This window comes from Bacillus sp. CCNWLW194 (genome assembly GCF_037120585.1).
Taxonomy (GTDB): domain Bacteria; phylum Bacillota; class Bacilli; order Bacillales; family Bacillaceae_G; genus Bacillus_A; species Bacillus_A basilensis.
In genome coordinates, this window is sequence record NZ_JBBBBL010000036.1 from 1 (window position 1) to 21919 (window position 21919).

Genomic DNA, 21919 nt, shown 5'->3' on the forward strand with positions numbered 1-21919 from the left:
TTTTGTATTAAGAAAAATCTTTCTTCTGTATCGTGGGCAAAACACAAAATGATAGTTAATTAATGACACGGTTGTTTTGGTTCTTCTATAATCATTCATCATGTTCGCATTGTATCAGTTGGAATATAAAACTGCAACACGAAAGAGAAAAAAATAAAAGATACCAACATTTTGGATACTTAGAGTGCCACAAACCTTGCGGTTTTTAGTAGCACTCCTTATCCAACCTCCCTTTCATCCCCTGCCTAAACGCGAGGGGCTTTCTCGTTCGGGAAGGGCTGTAATCCATTATCCTGCTCTTTAGAAGTTGTTCCTGCATTTTTCTGTTTTGGCTTTTGTTCTGGTTTCTGCTCTGGCTTCTGTTCTGGTTTCTGTTCTGGCTTCTGTTCTGGTTTCTGTTCTGGCTTCTGTTCTGGTTTTTCTTTCTCAAGAACTACCACATTCACTGTTTCAGTTGAGCTGTTTCCTGCCTTATCAGTTGCCGTTACTTGAACTGATATTGTACCTGGCTTACTTGTATCATACGCTCCCACTGTTACTACTGGATTTGAATCTTTATTATCTTTTACACTCACTAAACTTCCTGGACTCAATTTATCCCCTACATGTACGGTTACACCTTGTTTTGGTGTTATCACTGGTGCTTCCGTATCCTTCTCTTCTTCCTTTTCCACTACTTTTACTGTTACCGTTGCAGTTGAGCTGTTACCCGCCTTATCAGTTGCCGTTACTTGAACTGATATTGTACCTGGTTTACTTGTATCATACACTCCAACTGTTACTACTGGGTTTGGATCTTTATTATCTTTTACTTCTACTAAATCACCTGCATTTAAGCTATCTCCTACATGTACGGTTACACCTTGTTTTACTGTAATTACTGGTGCTTCTGTATCTTTCTCCTCTTCTTTCTCGACTACGGTGACAGTTACCGTTGCAGTTGAGCTGTTACCCACATTATCAGTTGCTGTTACTTGAACTGATATTATACCCGGCTTACTTGTATCATACGCTCCCACTGTTACTACTGGGTTTGGATCTTTATTATCTTTTACTTCTACTAAATCACCTGCATTTAAGCTATCTCCTACATGTACAGTTACACCTTCTTTTACTGTAATTACTGGTGCTTCTGTATCTTTCTCCTCTTCTTTCTCGACTACGGTGACAGTTACTGTTGTACTTGAGCTATTTCCTGATGCATCTGTCGCCGTTACTGTTACTTGAATTTCTCCTGCCTTGCTTGTATCATATGCACCTACTGTCACTACTGGATTTGGGTCTTTATTATCTTTTACCTCTACTAAATCACCTGCATTTAAGCTATCTCCTACATGTACGGTTACACCTTGCTTCGCTGTAATTACTGGCGCTTCTGTATCTCTTTCTTCTTCTTTTTCGACTACGTTGACAGTTACTGTTGTACTTGAGCTATTTCCTGATGCATCTGTTGCCGTTACTGTTACTTGAATTTCCCCTGCCTTACTTGTATCGTACGCTCCTACTGTTACTACTGGGTTTGGATCTTTATTATCTTTTACTTCTACTAAATCACTTGCATTTAAACTATCTCCTACATGTACAGTTACACCTTGCTTTGCTGTAATTACTGGTGACACTGTATCCTTTTCTGGTTTTGTTGTACCACCATCATTACCATCTCCGCCTGTCGGTGGTTTTGTACCGCCTCCACCATCGTTACCATCTCCGCCTGTTGGTGGTTTTGTACCGCCTCCATTATTACCTTCACCACCAGTTGGCGGTTTCACTTCCCCGCCACTTGTATCACCAGAAGTTGGTGGTTTTTTATCAATATTAATTGGAGGTATTGAGTTATCTGCAATAGCAACTCCATCATTAATGTTTAAATCGCCACCAAATACAAAGTTCTTACTATCCTTATTATCCGAGACAGAAGGATTGTTTGTTGCCGATGCTATTGAAGTATTTAAATCTGAAAAACGATTATTTGATTTATCACCGTCAATAACTGATGCTAGATTTCTATCTGAATTTATAGCTGCGGTCGCAATTGAATCAGATAAATCATCATATTTCTTTTTGGTTTTGTTATTTTCAATAATTCCGGCTAAATTTTGATCTGAGCTACGCTTTGCATTATCAATGATTTCATCAAAATCGTTAGTATTTAAATTTTCAGTCGTTTCATTCTTACTTTCATCTTTTTTCTCATCTTTCTTCTTTTCTTTTTCAGTATCTTTTTTCTTTTTAGACACTGATGCTGTTTTAGTGCTCTTTTTTTCCGAAGAAAATAACGAGCAGCCTGAAACTACCCCCACACTTAGGGTAGTAGCAGTAGTTGCAAGTAAAACTCTCTTGAAAATTTCCGAATAATCTAAAGGCACAATCAATTCCTCCCCATTACTTAACCTGCACTTATAGTTGCTACAGATGTAGCAGAACTATTGGGTACAAAATTATTAATTTTTTCAAGTAAATCTTTATTTCCAACCTTTTGAGCAAACTTTTTAGCTTCCTCAGATTTATTTAATTTCAAATAACTATTAACAATAATTCCTTCTCTTCTACCATCTAGTGGCACTTGATCTCTTAACTTGATAACTTCTTCATGTTTGTTATCTAACGCAGCAATTTCAAAATTAATTAGTGAATTTTTAGTTTTAAGTTCTTTTACCTTTTTCAAGTTATCAACAGCTATATAATATGAAACTACTGATTCTGCAAAATCTTGCTCTAAGTCAATAGCCTTTTGTGCTTTACCGCTTAAAAGATAAGTAAATAAAACTGCCTTTTTATCTTCTTTTCCTAATTTTTTATAATCAACTTTATCAAATTCCAAGGCAGCATCTTGATATTTTTGAACTGCAGATAACCTTAATCCATTTATTAAATTCGCATTAACTTCAAGACTATTTACATTATTTGCAGATGCAGCCTGTGAATTCTTCAAATTACTAAAGGCAAAACCTGCTACTACTAATAAAACAATCGATGCGACTCCTATAATAGCGTACTTATATTTTTTCATATTATTTAAGATTCCTTTTTTATCGATTACTACTTTCTCTTCTTGTTCAAATTTAGTTTCATTTGGTAGATCTCTTTCCTTATTTAAATTAATTTCATCACTTTCTGGTTCATTTTTAGCTACTACTATTTTTTGTCTCTGTTGTGCTTCTTTTATTTTCTTTTCTTCCTCTAATCTTCTTTTTCTTACTTCTTCAAGTTTTCTCTCTTCTTCCTTCCGTCGAGCTTCTACCTCTTTTCTTGCTTCTTCTTCGGCCCTTCTATGCGCTTCTGCTTCTGCTCGTTTTCTTGCTTCTTCCTCTGCTTTTCTACGCGCTTCCGCTTCTGCCTGGTTTCTCGCTTCTTCCTCTGCTTTTCTACGCGCTTCCGCTTCTGCCTGGTTTCTTGCTTCTTCCTCTGCTTTTCTACGCGCTTCCGTTTCTGCCTGGTTTCTTGCTTCTTCTTCTGCCCTTCTACGCGCTTCCGCTTCTGCTCGTTTTTTTGCTTCTTCTTCTGCCTTTCTACGTGCTTCCGCTTCTGCTCGTTTTCTTGCTTCTTCTTCTGCCTTTCTACGTGCTTCTACTTCTTCACGTTCCCTTGCTTCTTCTATTTTTAAATCATTTTCAGAAGTGCCTGCCTGTTTTTGAATTGTAGTGATCCAATCAAGAGCTGGGTTACTATTTGAAGATTCATTTTTAGGTGAATTTACATTTACACTTTCTTCACGTTGGTTCCGCGGTTGTTCTGAATGCTCTTGTGGTATTTGCTCACTTATTGTATCTTTATAGACATCCTCATATTGTTCTTCTTCCTCTGCTAGTAATCGCTCACGTCGTTCTTTTTCTTGTCTAATCCTTTCTTTAATTACGTTTCTTTTTCTATTATTATGCATATAACAACAATGGCCTCCTTTCTATTGGTACCTCATAAATGAGAGTAATTAAATTATTTATCCTTCATAATTAATCATGAGATATTTCTATAGAAAAACTAAGGAAAAATAAAGATAATATTATTTTTTTAAGCATGATAAATAAAAAAGGATAAACAGGTAGCACCCATTTATCCTTCTTTTTATTTTACATCTATTGAGTTTTTAGTACATGTTATCCCCTTAACACACCCCTTTTTTAAAATTTTCAGACAGAAAAGGATACAACACGCTCGTTATACTGTATATTCTGATAAATACAAAAATATATTTTCACACCATATTAAGTTCATCCATTACTTTCAACTTTTCATGTAATAGATTAAAAATTTCTTCTTTATAGTCACATTTCTTCAATTTTTTAATTGCTTCATCCTTTATTTGTGACACTCTTTCAGTTGTTATCATAAGTGCTTTTGCAATTTCTTTATGCAAATATACTTTACCATCTAGAAGACCAAAACATAGATTTAGTACCATCTTTTGCTTTGGGTTTAATACTTCATCAAATATTAACCATATCTCGTAATTTAAGTCCTCAATTACCATTTCATTTGTTGACGGAATTGCTGAACTATCATCATAGAATGGATTTAGTATACCTATATCTTCATTTATTGTATCTACATCCAAAGTCATAGTAGTAGCCCGCTTATAATATACGTTGTGCTTAATGACTGTTTCGCTAGTTACATTTAACTCTTTTACTACTTCTTCCACTGAAGGGGGTCTGTTGTACATTTGTAGATATTTATCTTCTAACTCGACATATCTTAAATTGAATTGATTCACATAATTAGGGATTTTAAAAGGTCCAGACTTTTTTTTACATATTATTCCTAACATACTTTTTTGTATCCACCAAAAAGCATACGTGGAAAAGCAATAACCTAAAGCCGGATTAAAATCTTCCATTGCCCGTAACATTCCTTCATTACCCTCTTGAATCAGATCATCAAACTCTATATCAGGGTGCTTGTTTTTGTACTTTCTTGCAATAGATAATACTAGTCCTACATTCACATGAAACAAATAATCACGTAGATCCTTTTCACCATGTTTGTACCGCTGAAATAATTTTAAACTTTCTTGTTTTGATAGTACCTTATATTTCCCAATTTCCTTAATTTCAAAAGTGTTCTCTTCTAGATTTGCCATTGGCTTAATACTTCTTGCAGTAGAACCTTGTGTTATAGTTTTATTTAATGACTCATCGCGATTCAAGCTGCTATATGATTCATTCATACCTATTCCTCCCTTCTCATTTTTAACGAATTGTTTCTAAAAACATTTTTGTCTCCTTTTGTACGTTACTAATCAACTTACAATTCCTTGCGCATGTATTGGCAACTTCTTTATGTGCTTTCGTTTTTCTCAATTCTATATAAATATCGCATCCTTTGCAGATGCTACTAATACCTTCCATTATTTCTAATTGTCTTCTTCTTTCATATAAAAACTGCTCTTTTGTTTTCTTCTCGCTTACTCGTCTCCCCATTTGTTTCACCTCGTATACATGAATAGTATTATTTAGTAATTAAAAACTACTATCGGTATTACATAGATACGAAACTTCGCCTTCAAAACTCTTCCAAATTTCTCCTGTATGTATATGATATAGGATTATAACAAAATGTAAAACAAATTATTCTAAAAATTTCAAAAAATGCCGAGATATTAAAATATCCATCATTTACTTATGATTAAACTAATTATATTTATATAAATCTTGATAATCATCAAGGTTTATATATACAATTTAAACCCTGATGACTATCAAGAACACGTATAAAACAATGGATGTATTGTATTTTTCTATACAATACATCCCTCGATTTTATAAAACCCACTCATTCTAGTTATAGTATAGAAAAGTACTTAATCATTTCTACCCCTTATTAATATATATATATCTTAATTTATTTCAATTAAAATAGCGTTTATCTCACTTTCTCTATTGCTGGAATATAATCGTTTAACAGTAAATCATCTAGTCCCTTTCCAAGAGTAATATCCCAACTTGCATAATTAATACTTATCCCTTCTTGATACAACGTTTGCGCACATTCTAATAACGACCGCTGAACATCTGAATTTGTAATCATATCCATATCTAAAGCGAACGTCGCCTGTCTAACTCCCATTTTTTTCAATGGTTCAATTAATATTCTCCATACTTTAACCCCTGGTATTGATACAACTGTGGTACCATACAATACTTTTTCCTCATTTGTTAGAAGCTCGTCTAAATTTTCTGCAGCAATATCAGACTTTAGAGCGCCTTCTGAAATCCATACATTATCCTTTTGTATTAATTCTCCACGTTCCCAGTTTTTCAGCTCCCGACTAGGTACTGCTACATGTATTGGCAATGGGTTCCCTGCTCCTGTTCCATGAAATCTCCCACCTGAGCTAACCCAAAAATATTTACTTTCTAACTTTAATTGTACTTCACCTAATTTTTCACCCTCATAATTAATTTCATACCATTCTTTAAAATCGACTTTACCTTTAAATACAGACTCTATCTTCCCATTGATTTTATAGGTCACTTCTATAGTATTGGGTTGCTCAATAACTTCTGCCTTAAAGCTTGGTTTATGATTTTTTACAACTGTCATACATTCAGGATCATCAATTCTACATTGAAAACCGCATATCTGATTATATATATTTCTCTGCGGTATTAATAAAGAATCTCTCCTTCCTGCAAACGTGAAATATCTTCCCCCCTTCGTTTCTTTTTCATAAAATCCTGGGATTCCAACAATATAGCTTGTTTTCCCTCCTACTTTTTTTATTAGCTCTTTCGTAGTATCCCAAGGTTTAATAGGAAAACTTTTGTAATTTCTAACATTTATCACCTCTCTTGTAATCCTACGTTTTGATCCCATTAACATTTTAATATGTTCATCCCGCACGTCTAAAAATTCTAGAAATAAAGTGTAAATAACATCAAGGTTGTAATCACTTTTCTTCCTATGTTCCTTAATCATCTGATCTTGAGAAAAGTCATATCCCCTTTTTTGATTTTCAGCTATTATATGTAAATAGCCTGCTTCCCCGAATACTGTTTCTGATGAAATTCGTCCACATATTATTTTAGTTTCAGAATCATTAACCATGCACCATCCTTGCTTACCACATATAGGGCACGTTGTTCTATAATATTCAAACCATCTCTCATTACTCCCCTTATTCATGCTTCTCACTGGCCTTAATATTCTACTTGCTGCTAACTTTTCAATTGACATCACATATCTCCTTTTCCCTTGATCAAATAAAAAAGCCCTTTGGAATACGGAGGTTAAATACCACACAAACGTGTAATTTAATCCGTAACCCGAAGGGCTTTATGTAATCACTAGAAAATAAAAAAATTAACAAGTTATAATAAGAATATACTAAAAATTCTTTATTTAATCAAATGATCTTATAATATTATTAAACTCCACACTATAATTATACATGGGCATCTCACTGCTTAACCCCTTTTGGACCTTTTGAAGCGAGAACTTCTTCGAAATTAGATACTATTTTAGCAATCTATATTTACTAAGCTATAAGGGTCCCCCTTATTAACCGTCCACTAATGTTTTTCTGCTAACTTTTTTTGGTACAGTATACTCTCTACTAACCAATTAATCGCGCTATTAAGCGCATTCTTGTTGACCATAATATATTTTTTGTAAACAATCATCATAACATTATATTTTGTCCAAAATTAATTAATCCTACTCAAAAACACTTTAGAATAAGGACTATAAAACAGTCATATAATTATCAATCTCATGTTGATACCAACAAAAAATCAACATATCTCACCCGCATTTGACATTGACATATCAACTGAGATTAACATGTCAAAAGAAGCGCGCAAACTTTATCACTAGTATCCACTGGTTAACATCAACATAACATTAACAAGCAGCTACTTATCAAAAACGTTTGTACCTATCTAAACTTCAAGATCTATATTAGTTGAACATTAGTCCATTCCAACAGATTGTACGGAAATAAGTAAATTAATAAACTACCTTTGAAAATGTTTCAATGCTAGTAAGACATAAAAAAGAAACACCATGAAACTATTAATCTCATGTTGATACCGATGAAAAGATAACTGGTTTTCAATCTCTCATTTGTTATTAACATGTTAGCTGAGATTAACATATTAAGTGATTGTTTTCTTTTGTTATCAATATCATTTTGGATAAGGTTGATATAACATTAACAATAAGGTTTCAAAAAAGAAGAATCGTTTATAGCTTTCAAGATTTCAAAATCTATATCGGTTGTTTTTTTCTCCTGCGGCAATTTTCTCGAAGTGAATCTAGCGACAATCTATCTTAGAAAATGTCTCGACACCATTAAAACATAGTTAAAAATTTAATCAGGATAATAAATGATGACAGCATTTTACCCTTTATTTATCATTGACATATAGTCTAAAAACAACACATAGAAAGGAATACTATCTATATTGTTAATCTCATATCAACAATTTGTATTTAACATTAATATGACATTAACAATTAAGTAGTTAAAATACGCATAAATACAAATCTTGGGTCTTCGAAATCTGTATTAGTTATAAATTTATCTACCACAACAGATATCTATCGAAAAACCAAAAACACTTTAAAAGAACTATAATTGTGGTTAGAAGCTAACAAGAAATCCATACAATTGATGGTTTCTTATTAGTGACATCAAAAAATTAACAGTTTTCTTTTTATTTATCATTGATATATAACCTGAGATTAACATGTTAAGTACTCATTTTCTTTTGTTATTGATATTATTCTAATTGATATTGATATCGATATGACATTGACAATAAGGTACCAAAAAGTAAAAGTGTTTATAGATTTCGAGATTTCAAAATCTATATTGGTGAAAATTTTCTTCTGTGGAGGTTTGCTCGAAGCAAATCTAGTGATGATCTATCCTAAAAGATGTTTTCACACTATCAAAACATAGTTAAAATTTAATCGCAATAATAAATGACGACAGTAATTCAGTGCTTTTTAGCCTTTGTTTATCATTGATATATAGTCTAAAGGCGATACGTAGAGAGAAATGCTGTCTATATTGTTAATGTCATATCAACAATTTGCATTAAACATCGATATAATATTAACAATTATGTAGTTGTAATACGCATAGATGCAGATCTTGGGTCTTCGAAATCTGCATTGGTTAAAAAATTATCTACCACAACAGGTTTCTATTGAAAAATCAAAAAAGAAAACATCATAAAAGAACTATAATTGTAGCTAAAAACTATCAAGAACTCCATACAATTTTTAGTTTCTTATTAGTAACACAATAAAATTAACGGCTTTCTCTTTATTTGTAATTGATATGTAACCTGAGATTGACATGTTAATAGGGCTAGTTATCCATTAAAAGTAGTGTCATATCAACTATCACCCATACGTATTGACATGACATTAACAATTATTGATTCTAAAGTTGAAAATATACATACAAATAGAATTTTAGATTCTACATCTATTAAAAGGCTTTTTTCTATAGAAAAATTCACTGGATAAATCGGAGAAGATATCATTCTTGAAAGTATTTTGATAGTAACCAAAAACAATAAATCAATTTTGATTATATAGAGATCACTTGTAAGGGGTGATACCCCCTAGAAAAAGTGAGTTTATACTAAACCGCATAAAAAGTACTTAAATAACCTATAATAGCCTTCACGTGCATTCTAAAGACTTACTGAAACCAATTAACTATACCGTTCTTGATTTTCTACTACCGAGTATCATAAATTACAATAAATATAGGCCTTTATTTACTATTAGTATGGGCTTTTCGCTTTAGATTTATACATACTTTTTAGTTTTTAAGTCTTTAAGTTTAATGCTATATCCTTATAATTTATTTACAAATCACTAATATTTTCTTATCATTAATATATTGTAGACTAATTTGTTAATTTCATAGCAACAATAATCATTAATAACTAACGGATTATTAACTGGACATTAGCAATAGTTAATTCCAAACCCTTATTTATCAACTTCATGTTAACAAGTGGTACTTTATATATCAATGACATATTTCATGTGAATGTCAATCGATAAAGGTATTGAGGTTTATATCGTCGAAAGACACTTAACATGTCAATCTCGCTTTATATGTTAATTCCATTTTGCTATGGCCATTATATTTCAAGGAGGTACAACGATGATTGAACAAGATAACAAAAATACAACTGAACATATGGAGTCCAATAATACAAACTCTAGTCATGAAGATACTTTTGAAAAAGCTTGGCGAATAACAGAGTTTTCAAAACTAGTAGGCCGACATCATAACACTGTATACAATTGGTTCAATATCCTAGAGGAAAAGGGATTACACGGAACATTAAGAACCAATAATACAAATGAAAAGCTATATAACACACTGGATTTAGACATAGCGTTATTTATCAAGCTAAAAAGGGATGAAAAGTGGTCGCTAGATGCAATTATTGAGCTTTTACCACATCAATTTGAACTAAGACCAGTTTCTCCAGAAAATCAAACCAGTGAAGTCTCAACCCAATTAAACATGCAGGAAGCTGCAGCGACTATTGAAAAAATAGTAGAGCAAAAGATTCAAATGCATTTACAAAACATTGAATTAGAGTATCAAGGAAAGTTTGAAGATGCTATACGTGCAGTGCTCCCTGAACCAGAAGACCCTGAAATGTTAAAAGAGCGCCAAAGACAAGAAAGACTAGATAATATAATAATTCAACATAGAGCGCGTACAGAGTTAAGAAAACAAGGTGAAAGAGAGTGGAGTTCACAACCAGAAGAAACTCGTATTAAAAAAGTTGGTTGGTTTAAAAAAGAGGAAGATCTTGCGCGAAAACAACTTTTCATAGAAAACTATATTGATGAGAACATGATTGAATACATGAAAAATGTAATGAAAACAGAAAAATAAGCCTGGAAAATTCCAGGCTTATTTTTTATTTTGTTCCGAACATCTTATCGGGATCCATAAATGCCGCTAATTCTTCATCATTTTGCGTTTGTGGTTCTTCATCTTTAACTGGTTCTAATTCAAAGTAATCACCAAAGTTAATATTGAAATCATCGTCCGAGTCTTGCGCTTCAATAGTATTAATTTGTGACTTTGTATATTGAATTTGACTCTGTTTTTCCTTAAATTCGTTATATTCTTCAACTAATCCTTTAGATAAACGTGATGGTAGTGCATCTGTCTTATAGAAAGTATACACGCTGCCCATAAAGTCATTTTTACTCACTAAATAACCATTAAAAACAGTTCCATTGATTGGTAGTTTATTTGTCACTTCTACTTTTGCATCATCCATAAATGAATCATCAATGTTCTTCTGTTCATCTAAAATTGCTAACATACCAAAATGATGTACCTTCGATGCCTCTAAATCTCCATTTTCATTTGTCTTCATCAGGTCAATAGGGTGATGGAATGAGCTTCCTTTCAATGATTCTGAGAACATATCTACAATTTCTTCACTGTTTTCAATTTGATTCATATTACGTGAAACCTTATTAATTACTAAACAGCCTGTTCTTTCTAGTAAAATTCGTTTAAAGTCCTGAGAATCTAGAATTACTGATGTTCCTGAACCATTTGCAGCTGTATTTAACTCATGAATAATATCTCCAATGCGTTGGTTTGCATAGTCTCGTGAGTTTCCAATGCCTTTTTTCTCATTTTCGTTTAATCCCTTAAACTCATCATAGAAGTGTTGGTTATCTGCAAATACAACAAATGCAACGCCTTTCGCTGGATCATTAGCTAACTTCCAAATTTCTTGTGAAAATTTATTCACCTGTCTTAGTACATCCGGCCCATCTGCTCTAACTGGAAGTGTAACCACAATACCCATTTTAATAAAATCTTTACGTTCAATTGCATTATTGAAAGCAATTCTTGCATACTTTTGTTGATTTTTGATTAATTCTTCTCTAGGAATTTTCATTGCCATACTTTTAAGTTCTTCAGCAATTACAGGTTTATTATGAAAAGCAGAGAATTCTTCAATTGCTTGAATAATTGTAGATGTACCTGTACCACCACCTAAACCTGCAAAAAATAGCACTAACTCATCAGTTGGTCTAACACGTTCCGTTATAAATTCTTTTAGTTTTTCCTTAGCTTCTTCATTAGATTCTAACACCTTTACAGCACGCTCAGGATTCTTACCCAAACCACCTAATTTTAGTGAAACTTGGTTACTTTTTGGCACGTTTTTCAGTTCTGCTAAATCCCCATCATTACTATTCAATGCTAGGCAATTATAAACTGCTGTACCGTCTGTATGCTTATACTCAGCAAACTTATCTACCATTCTAGTTCCAGCTTGACCAAAACCAACCATAGTCATTTTCACAGCTACTTCGTTTTTCAGAAAGTTTTTTGCCATTATTTTATCTCTCCCTTATTCTCATTACTTTTTTTACGTTTTCCTAATTCAACTAATACTTGTTGTCCCCTAATAGTTGAAATTAAAAACTTATACGGATGCATAATTTTTTCTGTTATTAATGACATTGAAGCTAAAGTAGCAACACTACCTTCTGCCGATCTTCTTGAAATGTTAGTTCTTTCAAGTTCTAATGAATAGGATTTACCCTTAGGTTTCTTTACTCTCCTATCAATAACAACACTTTCTACTATTTCATTTATTGAGATTCCTCTCATATACTTTGTCTCTTGGTATTGTTTGTTTACTTGAGATCCTATGTAATGAAATACATTGTAGAGTATTTCGTCTTCTTCAATAATATCTGCAAACATTTCCACAACTTCTTCAGTGAATTTGTTTTGTTTATATTTTTCACTTAATACCTCGTTCAAGTTGTCCCCCCCTTAAAACGTTGGTTAATTATTCCTAAAAACATATTACATCATTGTAAGACGTATATCAAGTCATTATATATAAGTCTTATATTAAGTTGTTATATACAAGACTTATATAATATTTACAAATGTAAAATCGAAACAATGTCCTATATATCAACGTCAAATATATAAGACGTACATGAAAGTCGTTCATATAAGCAGTAAATAAAACATGTTAATATCAGGTTTCATATAACTAACAATAACTATTAAAAAATAAATATGAGTGCAGTATTTATGTATATTTTTATCTAGAATTATAATTCCAATATATAACGCTCCTAAAATAATGTACTGCTATCATGGTCATTTGATTTATACGTCTTATATATACGAACTATATATAAGACGTATAAACAAATACTTATTATTAAAGGTTTTATATGTTTTTATATCAATTTCATATCAATAGAATATTACCATGAATTATTACACGTCCTATTTAAAGGTCTTATATGAAAGACTTATAAATAAACCGTGTATATAACCCTATAAAAAAAGAGTAATACTTCTTAAGTATTACTCTTTTAACTATATAGTTTTATATAAAACACTTAGTTTATTAAACAGATTTTTATGATCCTGCTTCTTTTTTAATAACTCATTTTTCTGTTGGTTGTCTACAGAAAGGAAAGGGGATGTCAATGTCATGTTATATTTCGTTATTTCTTTTATTAATTCCGTAGTTATTTCTGAGATTTGCAGAAATAACACATAAAATTGTGATTCATTTTCATTCATTTGTTTTTCTCTGAAATTAAGTTCTACAAACTTGTCAGTATAACTTGTCAATTTCATATCAATATAATCACTATAACTCACATGTAAAGCCATAAAGCGATTAAACTCAGATAAACTAATTAATTTCTTTGTTAAACATAGATGTACTAAATAAATCTTGTATACAGCTTTAAATGAAATAACATATTTAGTTCCTTTTTTTATTAACTGGATGTATTCACCGTATCTGTTAATTAAATACCTTAATTTATTAGGTTTCAGTCTCAATATTCTACTAACTTGTGAAGTATTGTAGATTTTATAAGGATCTAGAGCAGCAAACTGTAATGGAATTATCTCATATTCGTTATTTAATGTGTTAGTTACCTTGTTATAAAGAACGTCTGTTTCAAATTCACTTTGTATAATTGCTTTTATTAGCCCATATTCTGTGTTCAAATTCCGCATTTTTTCACCCCTTAAATCAGATTGTAACATGCAAAATATGAAATATACACAATTTTCATTTACTTTATTATGTTTATTTACTTATTTCTTTTATGATGTAATTTTTCCTTCTGACAAACGGATACCTCTACAGAATTAAATACAATTCTGTTTAATACTTAATTTCATCTATGCAAAAGTATATTCACTGTACATTTTAACTATTTTTGATACTCTACACATATATGACGAGATACATATGACGAACCCTTTTTTTCATCATTAGTGTTCGTCATATGTTCTTTTATCTATGTCGAAGTACAAATGACGAACCCTAATAGTAATTTTCCACTTGATATCATTGAATTTAATTACCCACACCTGCAGAAGTAATATTTGTTTTTAAACCGAGAGTTCATAGGGGATAACGGATTACTTTTTTGCAAATTTCAGTTAAAATATACACTAATCATTTTTATGTACTGAACTGCTTAATTTATCCAACATTAATTACTTTCACTTCATGACAATTGCACCCGATTTTATGCAAGTTTCCGTATATTATTTCCATATCAAGGGAGTGTTTAAAATTGAAAAAATCATTTGATCATGCCGTTAAATATATCGTCGGAGAGAATGATCGTGGAGTTTATTTTAATCGTTCTGACATTTTTACAGTCTTATTTTTATATGAACAACGAACAGTATCTCAAATTCAATTACGTAAATTTTATGAATTGATAAGTGGGGAACCTATAAGCCGAACTACATTTTCATCAAAGCTAACCAAGTGGGATAAAATGAAATTAATAAAAAAAGAAAACATCAGTGTGAGAAAAAAGCGTGGATTTACATTGGATTTTGTTTCTATCTCTGCAAAAGGGGTTGAAATATTATACCGATTGAAATTAATTTCTAATTGTAGTACCTCATTTGTTACCAAAAGGCAGTATGAACACAATATAGCTATTACACAATTTGTATTAAATTTACTTGAAGCAGAATCCCAAAATGAACATACTGGTGCAATTGTAGGTGGTAAGGGAGATTATCTTTTTCCATTAAACTCAATTGTGAAGCAAAACTTACATTTACCTAACCTAATGTATTCCGATTCAAATGATGTTTACTTCTTATACGAAGATGAAGAGTATCGCGAAATGTTTCAGCCAGAACTTCAACCCGTTTCCTTCCAACCAGATTTACCTCAACTCGTTTATTCATTTCGTCCATCTAAAGAGTTTTACCTAGATTCAAAGGGAAACCCATTAATCATTCCTGATTGGGTTCTTACATGTAACGATTCTATTATCAATATTGAAGTTGATACAGGAACAGAAAACATTCCATTTCTAGAAAACAAACTAAAAAAATATCTTGATATCGCTGCTTCCAATCCGTCTAAACAGTTTTACGTATTATTTTCAGTAATCGATGATTCCTATCACACAATTTCTACTTACAAAAAAAGAACTACACGTGTAACAAATTTAAAAAAGGCTTTCAGCAATATACCACGTTTAAGTGTAGTGAATAACCTAAATGTTTACGTAAGCAATATGGGTGGATCTGCACTTGTAATAAATAATATTCTTCATGAAATTCGCGAAATTAATAGTTTAAACAAAAGTCATTTGCTCAACAAAATCGCTGAACGTTTAAACATAAATTCTTCTTTCCCTTATTCGGTAAAGTGGATTTCTAATAAAAATGAAATTCAAGCGAAAGGGATTCAGCATTTTAAACTACTTGAGCTAACAGATGACATTTTGGTATTACGAAAAAAAGCACCTGATGAAGAAAAAAAATCTTTAGATTACTTAGAAATATTATGTATATTAACAATACTTAAGGTAGGGGAGGTTAACACACACTTTAAATTACAGCAATTATCAGGATTGTTGGCCATGCAAAATCAACACCGAACACTAAACCCAATAAAGATTTTGGGGATATATGAAGCGGATGAATTAGAGCATGGGCAGCAAGCCATTTTTACTGATTTGTATCACAATTCCATAGCACCAGAGAATATATTATTGGCTACTTCTGCTGAATTGCTTAATTTCACCGCTGCTTTTTATTCGTTAAAAGAGAGGGTGAAACAAGAATTTGGAGAATGCAGTTCAAAAGAATGCTGAACTCAATAATGCACCAGGTAATGGGGAGGATCCAAAATCCGGAAAGAGCAAGAAAAATTCCTATACAGTTACAATCGACATTACAAAAAGCTGGAAATATCGTTTAGCAGCCCGCTCATCTTACTATGTTGTAACATTACTACTTCTGCTAGCTTGGTATTTTGCTTTTAGAGGAATATATAAATACGCTTCTTTCTGGTCAATACAAATGGGCGCTCCATTGCCTACTTTAAGTATCTTCGGTAATCCGTTTGAAACTAATTATTACATTGAAACCTTTTTTAGCTTTTGGATTTTAATTTATACTTGGCAACTATCAACCAAGGTTAAGACCTATCAGGAGATAAAGCGTAGATGGTTTATTTTCTCGATGATGTTAATTGGTATAGTTGCCCAGTACTTATGGGCGTTTAGTGTTCCATTAGCTAAAATATTTATTCCATTCTTAAATTCGAAAGCTGGAGAAGTTTCACTAAATGACAAAGGATTAGAGGATACTATACTTTCAAATTTTAGTAATATCATGCACCTTGTATTTGCAATACCTGTAATTATTATTATTCTCGTACTCTTATGGCTCTTTAAGATTTTTTATGAACATAAAAAAGAGCTTTTAGATGCATTCGGAAAATGGGAATACGTATTTAAAATACCTGGTTGGATGCTTTCCTTTTTGAATGATAATCGTCAACGAAAACTTGCTACTTCATTACACAGATTTTTCACTGAAAAAAATCCATCAAAATTGCCAGAACCCGATATCTTTCTTGGTCCTAACAGTGCTACACGGGAAATGGCAGTTATACAGGGCAAGTCTTTAACGCTTAATATAATGATCATCGGTAACATTGGTACAGGTAAATCAGCTGCACTAGGTTTGCCAATTGCCAATCAAATTCTTGACTATATGGCTTCCATGATTAATAACTTTAAAACCTTATATGCAAGAAAAGATTATCATTCAGAGGATGTAAAAGGAACGCAGGTTAATGGTCTTACAGTTATCGAGCCATCTAATGACTTCTGCGAAAAAGTATATAAATTGGTATTAGCACACAAAATTCCCGCAAGTGTTATTTTCTATTTAGACCCAACAAATCCTGATACCCCTTCAATAAATTTTGTACGTGGTCCAGTTGATAAAGTTGCTGAGATGTTATGTTCAGTATTAACGGGTCTCTCTGATAATGGAGCAGGAAATCCGTTCTTCGTTCAGTCTGAGCGTTCCCATCTTAAACAACATATTTATTTGTTAAAACTCCATGATTCTAAATTTGAAGCCAGATTTGAGCATTTAATTGATATGTATAATGATGCTAATCTCGTTTTTGAGATGCATCTCAAATTAAAAGAACGACTTCCAAATGATATTGAATCTATTCCAGATAGAGATGAACGAAACCATTGGCGCATAATGAAACAGGTAGATGAATGGTTTGATTTAAATTATGTTCCTGAAATTTCTGGTGGTCGTGGGGGAGGGGAAGTTGTTTATCATACTGAAGGGAAATACTATGGTCAACCAAAGATAATTGATAAACAAGAAACCTTTGTTCGCGGTTTACGAAACACATTAAATGATATTTCTGCTCAACCTCTGCTCCGACGTGTTTTATGTGGTCCATCGGATTTTGATTTTGAGAAGCATTTGGAATTTGGAGGTATTCTGTTAGTAAATACAGCGAAAGGAGAACTTTCTGATTTATCTGATGCATTCGGTAAGTTGTGTTTATATGCCGTACAGAACGCTGTTTTCCGTCGTAAGCCTAACGTATCTCCTTATCATCCGGTTTTAGTCGATGAGTTTGCGGATTACATTTATAAAGCATTTAAAAGTTTTCCTGCTCAATCACGTAAATATAAAGCACCTTTAATTGTTATTGCACAAACCATTAGTCAATTAGCAATTGAACATGGACCAAGATTCATGGATATTCTGTTAGGTACATTTCGTAATAAACTTGTTTATGGTGATGTTACAAATGAAGACGCTAAATTATTTAGTAAGCTAATGGGTACGAAAACAATTTATGAGGCACGTGAAGGTGATCAAGAAATTGATATGGTAACAGCAGAAACAAAAACACAAAGTACTCGTAGAACATCCTACTCTTATTCGAAAACAGAGGTACCCATTCTTTCTGAAAATGACATTTTAATTCAAAAAGCATTCCAGTGTGCTGCTAAAATTGTAAAAGATAATGCTCCTCAAGGAGGAATACAAGTAAATGCTAACTTCGTTCCTGCCGCTGAGTTTAAAACAGCTAAGATTCAAGTTGATGCAGAAGCAGCTGCTTATTGGCTAAAAATTCGTGAAGAGTCATTGAATGCGGAAATTAAATATGATGATTATGTCACAGATACAGATGTTGATAGTGAAGAAACTGTAATTGAGGATTTGAGTACGCCTAAAACAGCGCCTACTGCAATAGAAGGTTGGTTACAAACGTTAAATCCTGATACTTACGATTTTTATAATAATGACGATGATATTGACAGTGAAGGTGAGTTAACAAATAATCAGTCTGTGCAAGATTACTCAAGAAATTCTGCTCCTAAGCTAGAAAAGGAGGACGCTACAGCATCAATTGCTACTTCTACTACAACAGAACCCGCAAAAATTAATGAAGTAATCGATGTTCAAAAAGAAAATGTACCAGATACAAGTAAACATAGAGAACCTATTGAACTTAACAACAAAGCACCAGTTATTACTGAAACTCCAATAGAAGTGCCAAGGGCGAAGCATACACCACAATATAGAGAGCCTGCTTACACATCGACTGTAACCCATAATCAGCAGGAACAGGAAATTCAGCGAACTGCAGAAATCAATGGTAAAAATACAACATCTAACTTAACAATGCAATGGTTACAACAAATGGCTGCTACTGTTCCTCAAGATGATGAAAACACATTACCTTTAGATGAAATGGAAGGTGGCTCTCGTCTTCACAATCGTAAAGTAGCAGAAGTAACTCCAGAAAGTGCGGCAATTAAGGATAAACTCAGTCAATATATCGACGGTGACATTGATCGTGATTGATACACTAAGCATATAACGAATATTTCTACTGGTAAAAAGGTGTGGGTCGTAAACTCATACCTATTTTTTTCATATATAACTTTCCCCAAGGAGATCATTTCTTTATGCTAAAATTTAATTGAGTTTGTGTAGAAGGAGAAAATAGATTAAATATTAAGGGTTGGAGGAATGACATTGGAAATAGCTAAATTAAATTTGCCCATTGATAGTATGCACTTTTTACTTAATCATCAAATTAAAGGAAACGAATTCGAATGTCTCAATGTAGAATTTTACACCTATTCAAATGGTTTTCTTTTAGATGTAGTGGATTGGACAAAACAAAATGATTTTTCTTTATCGATATTGGATAAAGAATATACAGAAGCGTTTTTAGCAAGTTTAGAGAAGTTTAAACGATACCTCGTTATTGGGAGCAATATGGACTCAGGTAATCTACTTACTATCTACCAACCCACAGGAGAAATATATGAGCTAGAACATGAGATTACGGAAAAAGTAGAAAGATATTTTGTTAATTCTTCTATAGAGAAAATGTATTGCTGCTTCAATTACTTTAAAAAATGTTGGATTCAACTATTAGAGCAAGAACACTACAAAAGTCATGATCTAATAAACACTTTTTATGAATTAAAGAACAAATTAGTGGAGTTTGATACTAACATATTAATAAATAATGATGACTACAATAGACAATTTTGGAATTGTTTATATCACGGCAATCTAAACTTTCTTTTGGAAAAGTCAAAGGGAATATAGATTATCTCTAATTGAGATACTTACATGAAATAACGTTATTTCAAAGTGTAAAACGACTTTTTAAGAAACAAAAGCAGATTATTAAATGGCTCCTTACTGGTTAAAATTTCACTAGAAAAATAAAATAACAACAGTAAGGAGTGGTTTCTTAATCCCTCATTGCACCTGCTTCTCGGGAAGTCATTGCTCCTTGTCCTTCTCTTACATCATTTTGAATTTCTTGTTTCACTTTTTGAGCATCAGTTTCTGCAAAATTTGGTTTCATAATAGAACTAGACTTTTCTATAGCTTTTTTATTATGTTGCATACAAACCCTCCTGACTTTAACGTTTAACAATCTTATTATGTGCAAATGTACACATGATATCCACCGAGCAATCGAACGCGTTTATGGATTAATACAGGCAGATATGGGGCAGGCAAAGCTATTTAAAAGCGACGGCTATTTTACCTAAAAAGCTGATATTAGAAATTCAGAAGTATGTTCAAGAAGAAACAATATATATTCCTAAATCTAAAGCCTCTCATCAGAGACAGGGTACACGTTCCGGAACAAGAAAGCTAATCGATGAAATAAAATGCTTCTATTAAACGGTAGAACGATTAATCAAATAGCTGATGAATATCACCTCTCCATTGAAACAATCAAAAAATTATCTACTCTAAATGAATAAAAAGGAAGTACTGGTGAAATGATGCTCATTACTTTTTCTTATGGTGAATTTGTTTCTTAGTTATTTCCTGCATTTTATATCATTCACCAATCATGTAATGTTAAGGGAGATGACAAAAGAAAGGAAGAATGTACAAATGAGTATAGTAAAAAACGGAACATTGCAAGTACTTGGAGCGAGCATCTATTATGAGGTGCGTGGCTCGGGTCCAATTCTTCTTTTGATCCATGGTGGGGGTGGTGATGCCGACAAGTTCCATAATATCGCCGACCATCTTGCTAAATGGTATACCGTTGTTACTTACGATCGTCGTGGTCATTCCCGTAGTAATCTCGTCAATAGAACTGAGGATTATCATGTGCACACACATAGCGAAGACGCTCATCGGCTGCTAGCCAATCTGACCAATGAACCGGCTTATGTATTCGGAAGTAGTTCTGGTGCTGTCATCGGACTTGATCTGTGCATATGCCATCCTGAGCAGGTACAGTTACTAATCCCACACGAACCGATTTTATTACAACTTTTACCTGAAAATGAGTTGAAGCAGGCTATAAATTTCATGGAAGATCTTAAGAGAATTCATAAAAGTGAAGTCATGAAGTTATTGTCAAATATTGATGAAAGTAATTCCGGACCATCAAAGGATATGCTAACAGAGCGACTACTTGTTAATTCGACTTATTTCACTGAGTATGAAATCCCTGGAATTCTCAGCTATACTTTAAACATCGATGCATTAAAGACCCCATTAAAACCTGTATCGATACAGGTACTTCCATCCGGCGGAAGTAATTCAAGAGAATCTTTTCCTTACCATTGCGCGGTCAACTTAGCAGAACACCTCGAAACAGAATTCGCAGAGTTTCCCGGAAACCATGTGGGCTATAACACAGTGCATCATAAAGAGTTTGCTGAGAGGTTGCACGATGTTATTGAGAATTAATCGGGAAACTATCAATGAGCAGTGTATAAACACAATAGCGCGAATAGATATTCATGGAGCTACAAGACAATTCGTAATTTAGGATTTTGTCTATATGTCTAAATTTATTTCAAAGCATCAGCAGAATATGGGGTCCCGCCACACGCCCATCAAGCTAACATTTTGAAGTGCCCCCAAAACGAAAATTTCATCTTTTCATAGGTGTCCATGAGGATTTAATTCATTTTTTTCGTTTTGGGGAACATTTAATTTCTTAAGTTGATGGCAATGTGGTGCTACCCCACATCCATCAACTTAAGGTATATTTTTATACAAAATGCGGTCTTTCCATATAGTTTTTTATTATCTTTTATA

General features: G+C 32.6%; 14 protein-coding genes and 2 pseudogenes. 6 read left to right on the forward strand and 10 right to left on the reverse strand.

Annotation, left to right across the window (positions count from 1 at the left end):
* From V7S50_RS33395 to V7S50_RS33420, 6 genes and pseudogenes are all read right to left on the reverse strand, one after another.
* A pseudogene (locus V7S50_RS33395) lies at positions 1 to 102 on the reverse strand (IS200/IS605 family transposase); the annotation flags it as partial.
* 143 nt (positions 103 to 245) lie between these two features.
* A complete protein-coding gene (locus V7S50_RS33400) occupies positions 246 to 2366 on the reverse strand; it encodes an adhesin (protein WP_336376813.1) in 2121 nt (706 codons plus the stop codon).
* A gap of 20 nt (positions 2367 to 2386) precedes the next feature.
* A complete protein-coding gene (locus tag V7S50_RS33405) occupies positions 2387 to 3880 on the reverse strand; it encodes a hypothetical protein (protein ID WP_336376814.1) in 1494 nt (497 codons plus the stop codon).
* A gap of 312 nt (positions 3881 to 4192) precedes the next feature.
* Positions 4193 to 5164 carry a sigma-70 family RNA polymerase sigma factor gene (locus V7S50_RS33410; RefSeq protein WP_336376815.1) on the reverse strand — a complete coding sequence of 324 codons (972 nt, stop codon included), beginning with the start codon at positions 5162 to 5164 and terminating at the stop codon, positions 4193 to 4195.
* Between the two features lie 22 nt (positions 5165 to 5186).
* Positions 5187 to 5417 (reverse strand): hypothetical protein, encoded by a 231-nt coding sequence (locus V7S50_RS33415; RefSeq protein WP_000533697.1) that lies wholly within the window; start codon positions 5415 to 5417, stop codon positions 5187 to 5189.
* Between the two features lie 442 nt (positions 5418 to 5859).
* The gene (locus tag V7S50_RS33420; RefSeq protein WP_336376816.1) at positions 5860 to 7173 is read right to left on the reverse strand and encodes a DNA primase; all 1314 of its coding nucleotides are present in this window, start codon (positions 7171 to 7173) and stop codon (positions 5860 to 5862) included.
* A gap of 2956 nt (positions 7174 to 10129) precedes the next feature.
* On the opposite strand from V7S50_RS33420, the gene V7S50_RS33425 reads away from it, so the two are divergent.
* A complete protein-coding gene (locus V7S50_RS33425) occupies positions 10130 to 10879 on the forward strand; it encodes a MerR family transcriptional regulator (RefSeq protein ID WP_336376817.1) in 750 nt (249 codons plus the stop codon).
* A gap of 25 nt (positions 10880 to 10904) precedes the next feature.
* On the opposite strand, the gene V7S50_RS33430 is transcribed toward V7S50_RS33425, so the two are convergent.
* The 3 genes from V7S50_RS33430 to V7S50_RS33440 form a co-directional block, all read right to left on the reverse strand.
* Complete coding sequence (locus V7S50_RS33430; protein ID WP_336376818.1) at positions 10905 to 12353, reverse strand: cell division protein FtsZ; 1449 nt, start codon at positions 12351 to 12353, stop codon at positions 10905 to 10907.
* The gene (locus tag V7S50_RS33435; RefSeq protein WP_001006720.1) at positions 12353 to 12787 is read right to left on the reverse strand and encodes a hypothetical protein; all 435 of its coding nucleotides are present in this window, start codon (positions 12785 to 12787) and stop codon (positions 12353 to 12355) included. Before V7S50_RS33435 ends, V7S50_RS33430 begins: the two co-directional genes overlap by 1 nt.
* Positions 12788 to 13363: 576 nt before the next feature.
* A complete protein-coding gene (locus V7S50_RS33440; RefSeq protein ID WP_242253864.1) occupies positions 13364 to 14050 on the reverse strand; it encodes a hypothetical protein in 687 nt (228 codons plus the stop codon).
* A gap of 539 nt (positions 14051 to 14589) precedes the next feature.
* Here V7S50_RS33440 and V7S50_RS33445 point away from each other — a divergent pair.
* The 3 genes from V7S50_RS33445 to V7S50_RS33455 all read left to right on the forward strand — a co-directional run bounded on the left by V7S50_RS33445 (position 14590) and on the right by V7S50_RS33455 (position 19945).
* Positions 14590 to 16140, forward strand: a complete 1551-nt coding sequence (locus tag V7S50_RS33445) for a replication-relaxation family protein (RefSeq protein ID WP_336376819.1) — start codon at positions 14590 to 14592, stop codon at positions 16138 to 16140.
* On the forward strand, positions 16112 to 19186 hold the full coding sequence (locus V7S50_RS33450; protein ID WP_336376820.1) for a type IV secretory system conjugative DNA transfer family protein: 3075 nt from the start codon (positions 16112 to 16114) through the stop codon (positions 19184 to 19186). The genes V7S50_RS33445 and V7S50_RS33450 overlap by 29 nt, the downstream gene beginning before the upstream one ends.
* Positions 19187 to 19354: 168 nt before the next feature.
* A complete protein-coding gene (locus V7S50_RS33455; protein WP_309260367.1) occupies positions 19355 to 19945 on the forward strand; it encodes a hypothetical protein in 591 nt (196 codons plus the stop codon).
* Positions 19946 to 20093: 148 nt separating this feature from the next.
* Here the strand turns inward: V7S50_RS33455 and V7S50_RS33460 are convergent, their stop codons facing one another.
* Complete coding sequence (locus V7S50_RS33460) at positions 20094 to 20252, reverse strand: hypothetical protein (protein ID WP_180250212.1); 159 nt, start codon at positions 20250 to 20252, stop codon at positions 20094 to 20096.
* 101 nt (positions 20253 to 20353) lie between these two features.
* On the opposite strand from V7S50_RS33460, the pseudogene V7S50_RS33465 reads away from it, so the two are divergent.
* Both V7S50_RS33465 and V7S50_RS33470 read left to right on the forward strand, forming a co-directional pair.
* Positions 20354 to 20619, forward strand: a pseudogene (locus V7S50_RS33465) (CD3324 family protein).
* A gap of 136 nt (positions 20620 to 20755) precedes the next feature.
* Positions 20756 to 21565: an alpha/beta fold hydrolase gene (locus V7S50_RS33470; protein ID WP_336376821.1), complete on the forward strand. Its 810-nt coding sequence runs from the start codon at positions 20756 to 20758 to the stop codon at positions 21563 to 21565.
* The last annotated feature ends 354 nt before the right edge of the window (positions 21566 to 21919 follow it).

Bases quoted from the DNA above. Each gene is read 5' to 3' on its own strand.
- V7S50_RS33405 (WP_336376814.1), bottom strand. From the start codon at position 3,880: ATGCATAATAATAGAAAAAGAAACGTAATTAAAGAAAGGATTAGACAA.
- V7S50_RS33410 (WP_336376815.1), bottom strand. From the start codon at position 5,164: ATGAATGAATCATATAGCAGCTTGAATCGCGATGAGTCATTAAATAAA.
- V7S50_RS33415 (WP_000533697.1), bottom strand. From the start codon at position 5,417: ATGGGGAGACGAGTAAGCGAGAAGAAAACAAAAGAGCAGTTTTTATAT.
- V7S50_RS33420 (WP_336376816.1), bottom strand. From the start codon at position 7,173: ATGTCAATTGAAAAGTTAGCAGCAAGTAGAATATTAAGGCCAGTGAGA.
- V7S50_RS33425 (WP_336376817.1), top strand. From the start codon at position 10,130: ATGATTGAACAAGATAACAAAAATACAACTGAACATATGGAGTCCAAT.
- V7S50_RS33430 (WP_336376818.1), bottom strand. From the start codon at position 12,353: ATGGCAAAAAACTTTCTGAAAAACGAAGTAGCTGTGAAAATGACTATG.
- V7S50_RS33440 (WP_242253864.1), bottom strand. From the start codon at position 14,050: ATGTTACAATCTGATTTAAGGGGTGAAAAAATGCGGAATTTGAACACA.
- V7S50_RS33455 (WP_309260367.1), top strand. From the start codon at position 19,355: ATGACATTGGAAATAGCTAAATTAAATTTGCCCATTGATAGTATGCAC.
- V7S50_RS33460 (WP_180250212.1), bottom strand. From the start codon at position 20,252: ATGCAACATAATAAAAAAGCTATAGAAAAGTCTAGTTCTATTATGAAA.
- V7S50_RS33470 (WP_336376821.1), top strand. From the start codon at position 20,756: ATGAGTATAGTAAAAAACGGAACATTGCAAGTACTTGGAGCGAGCATC.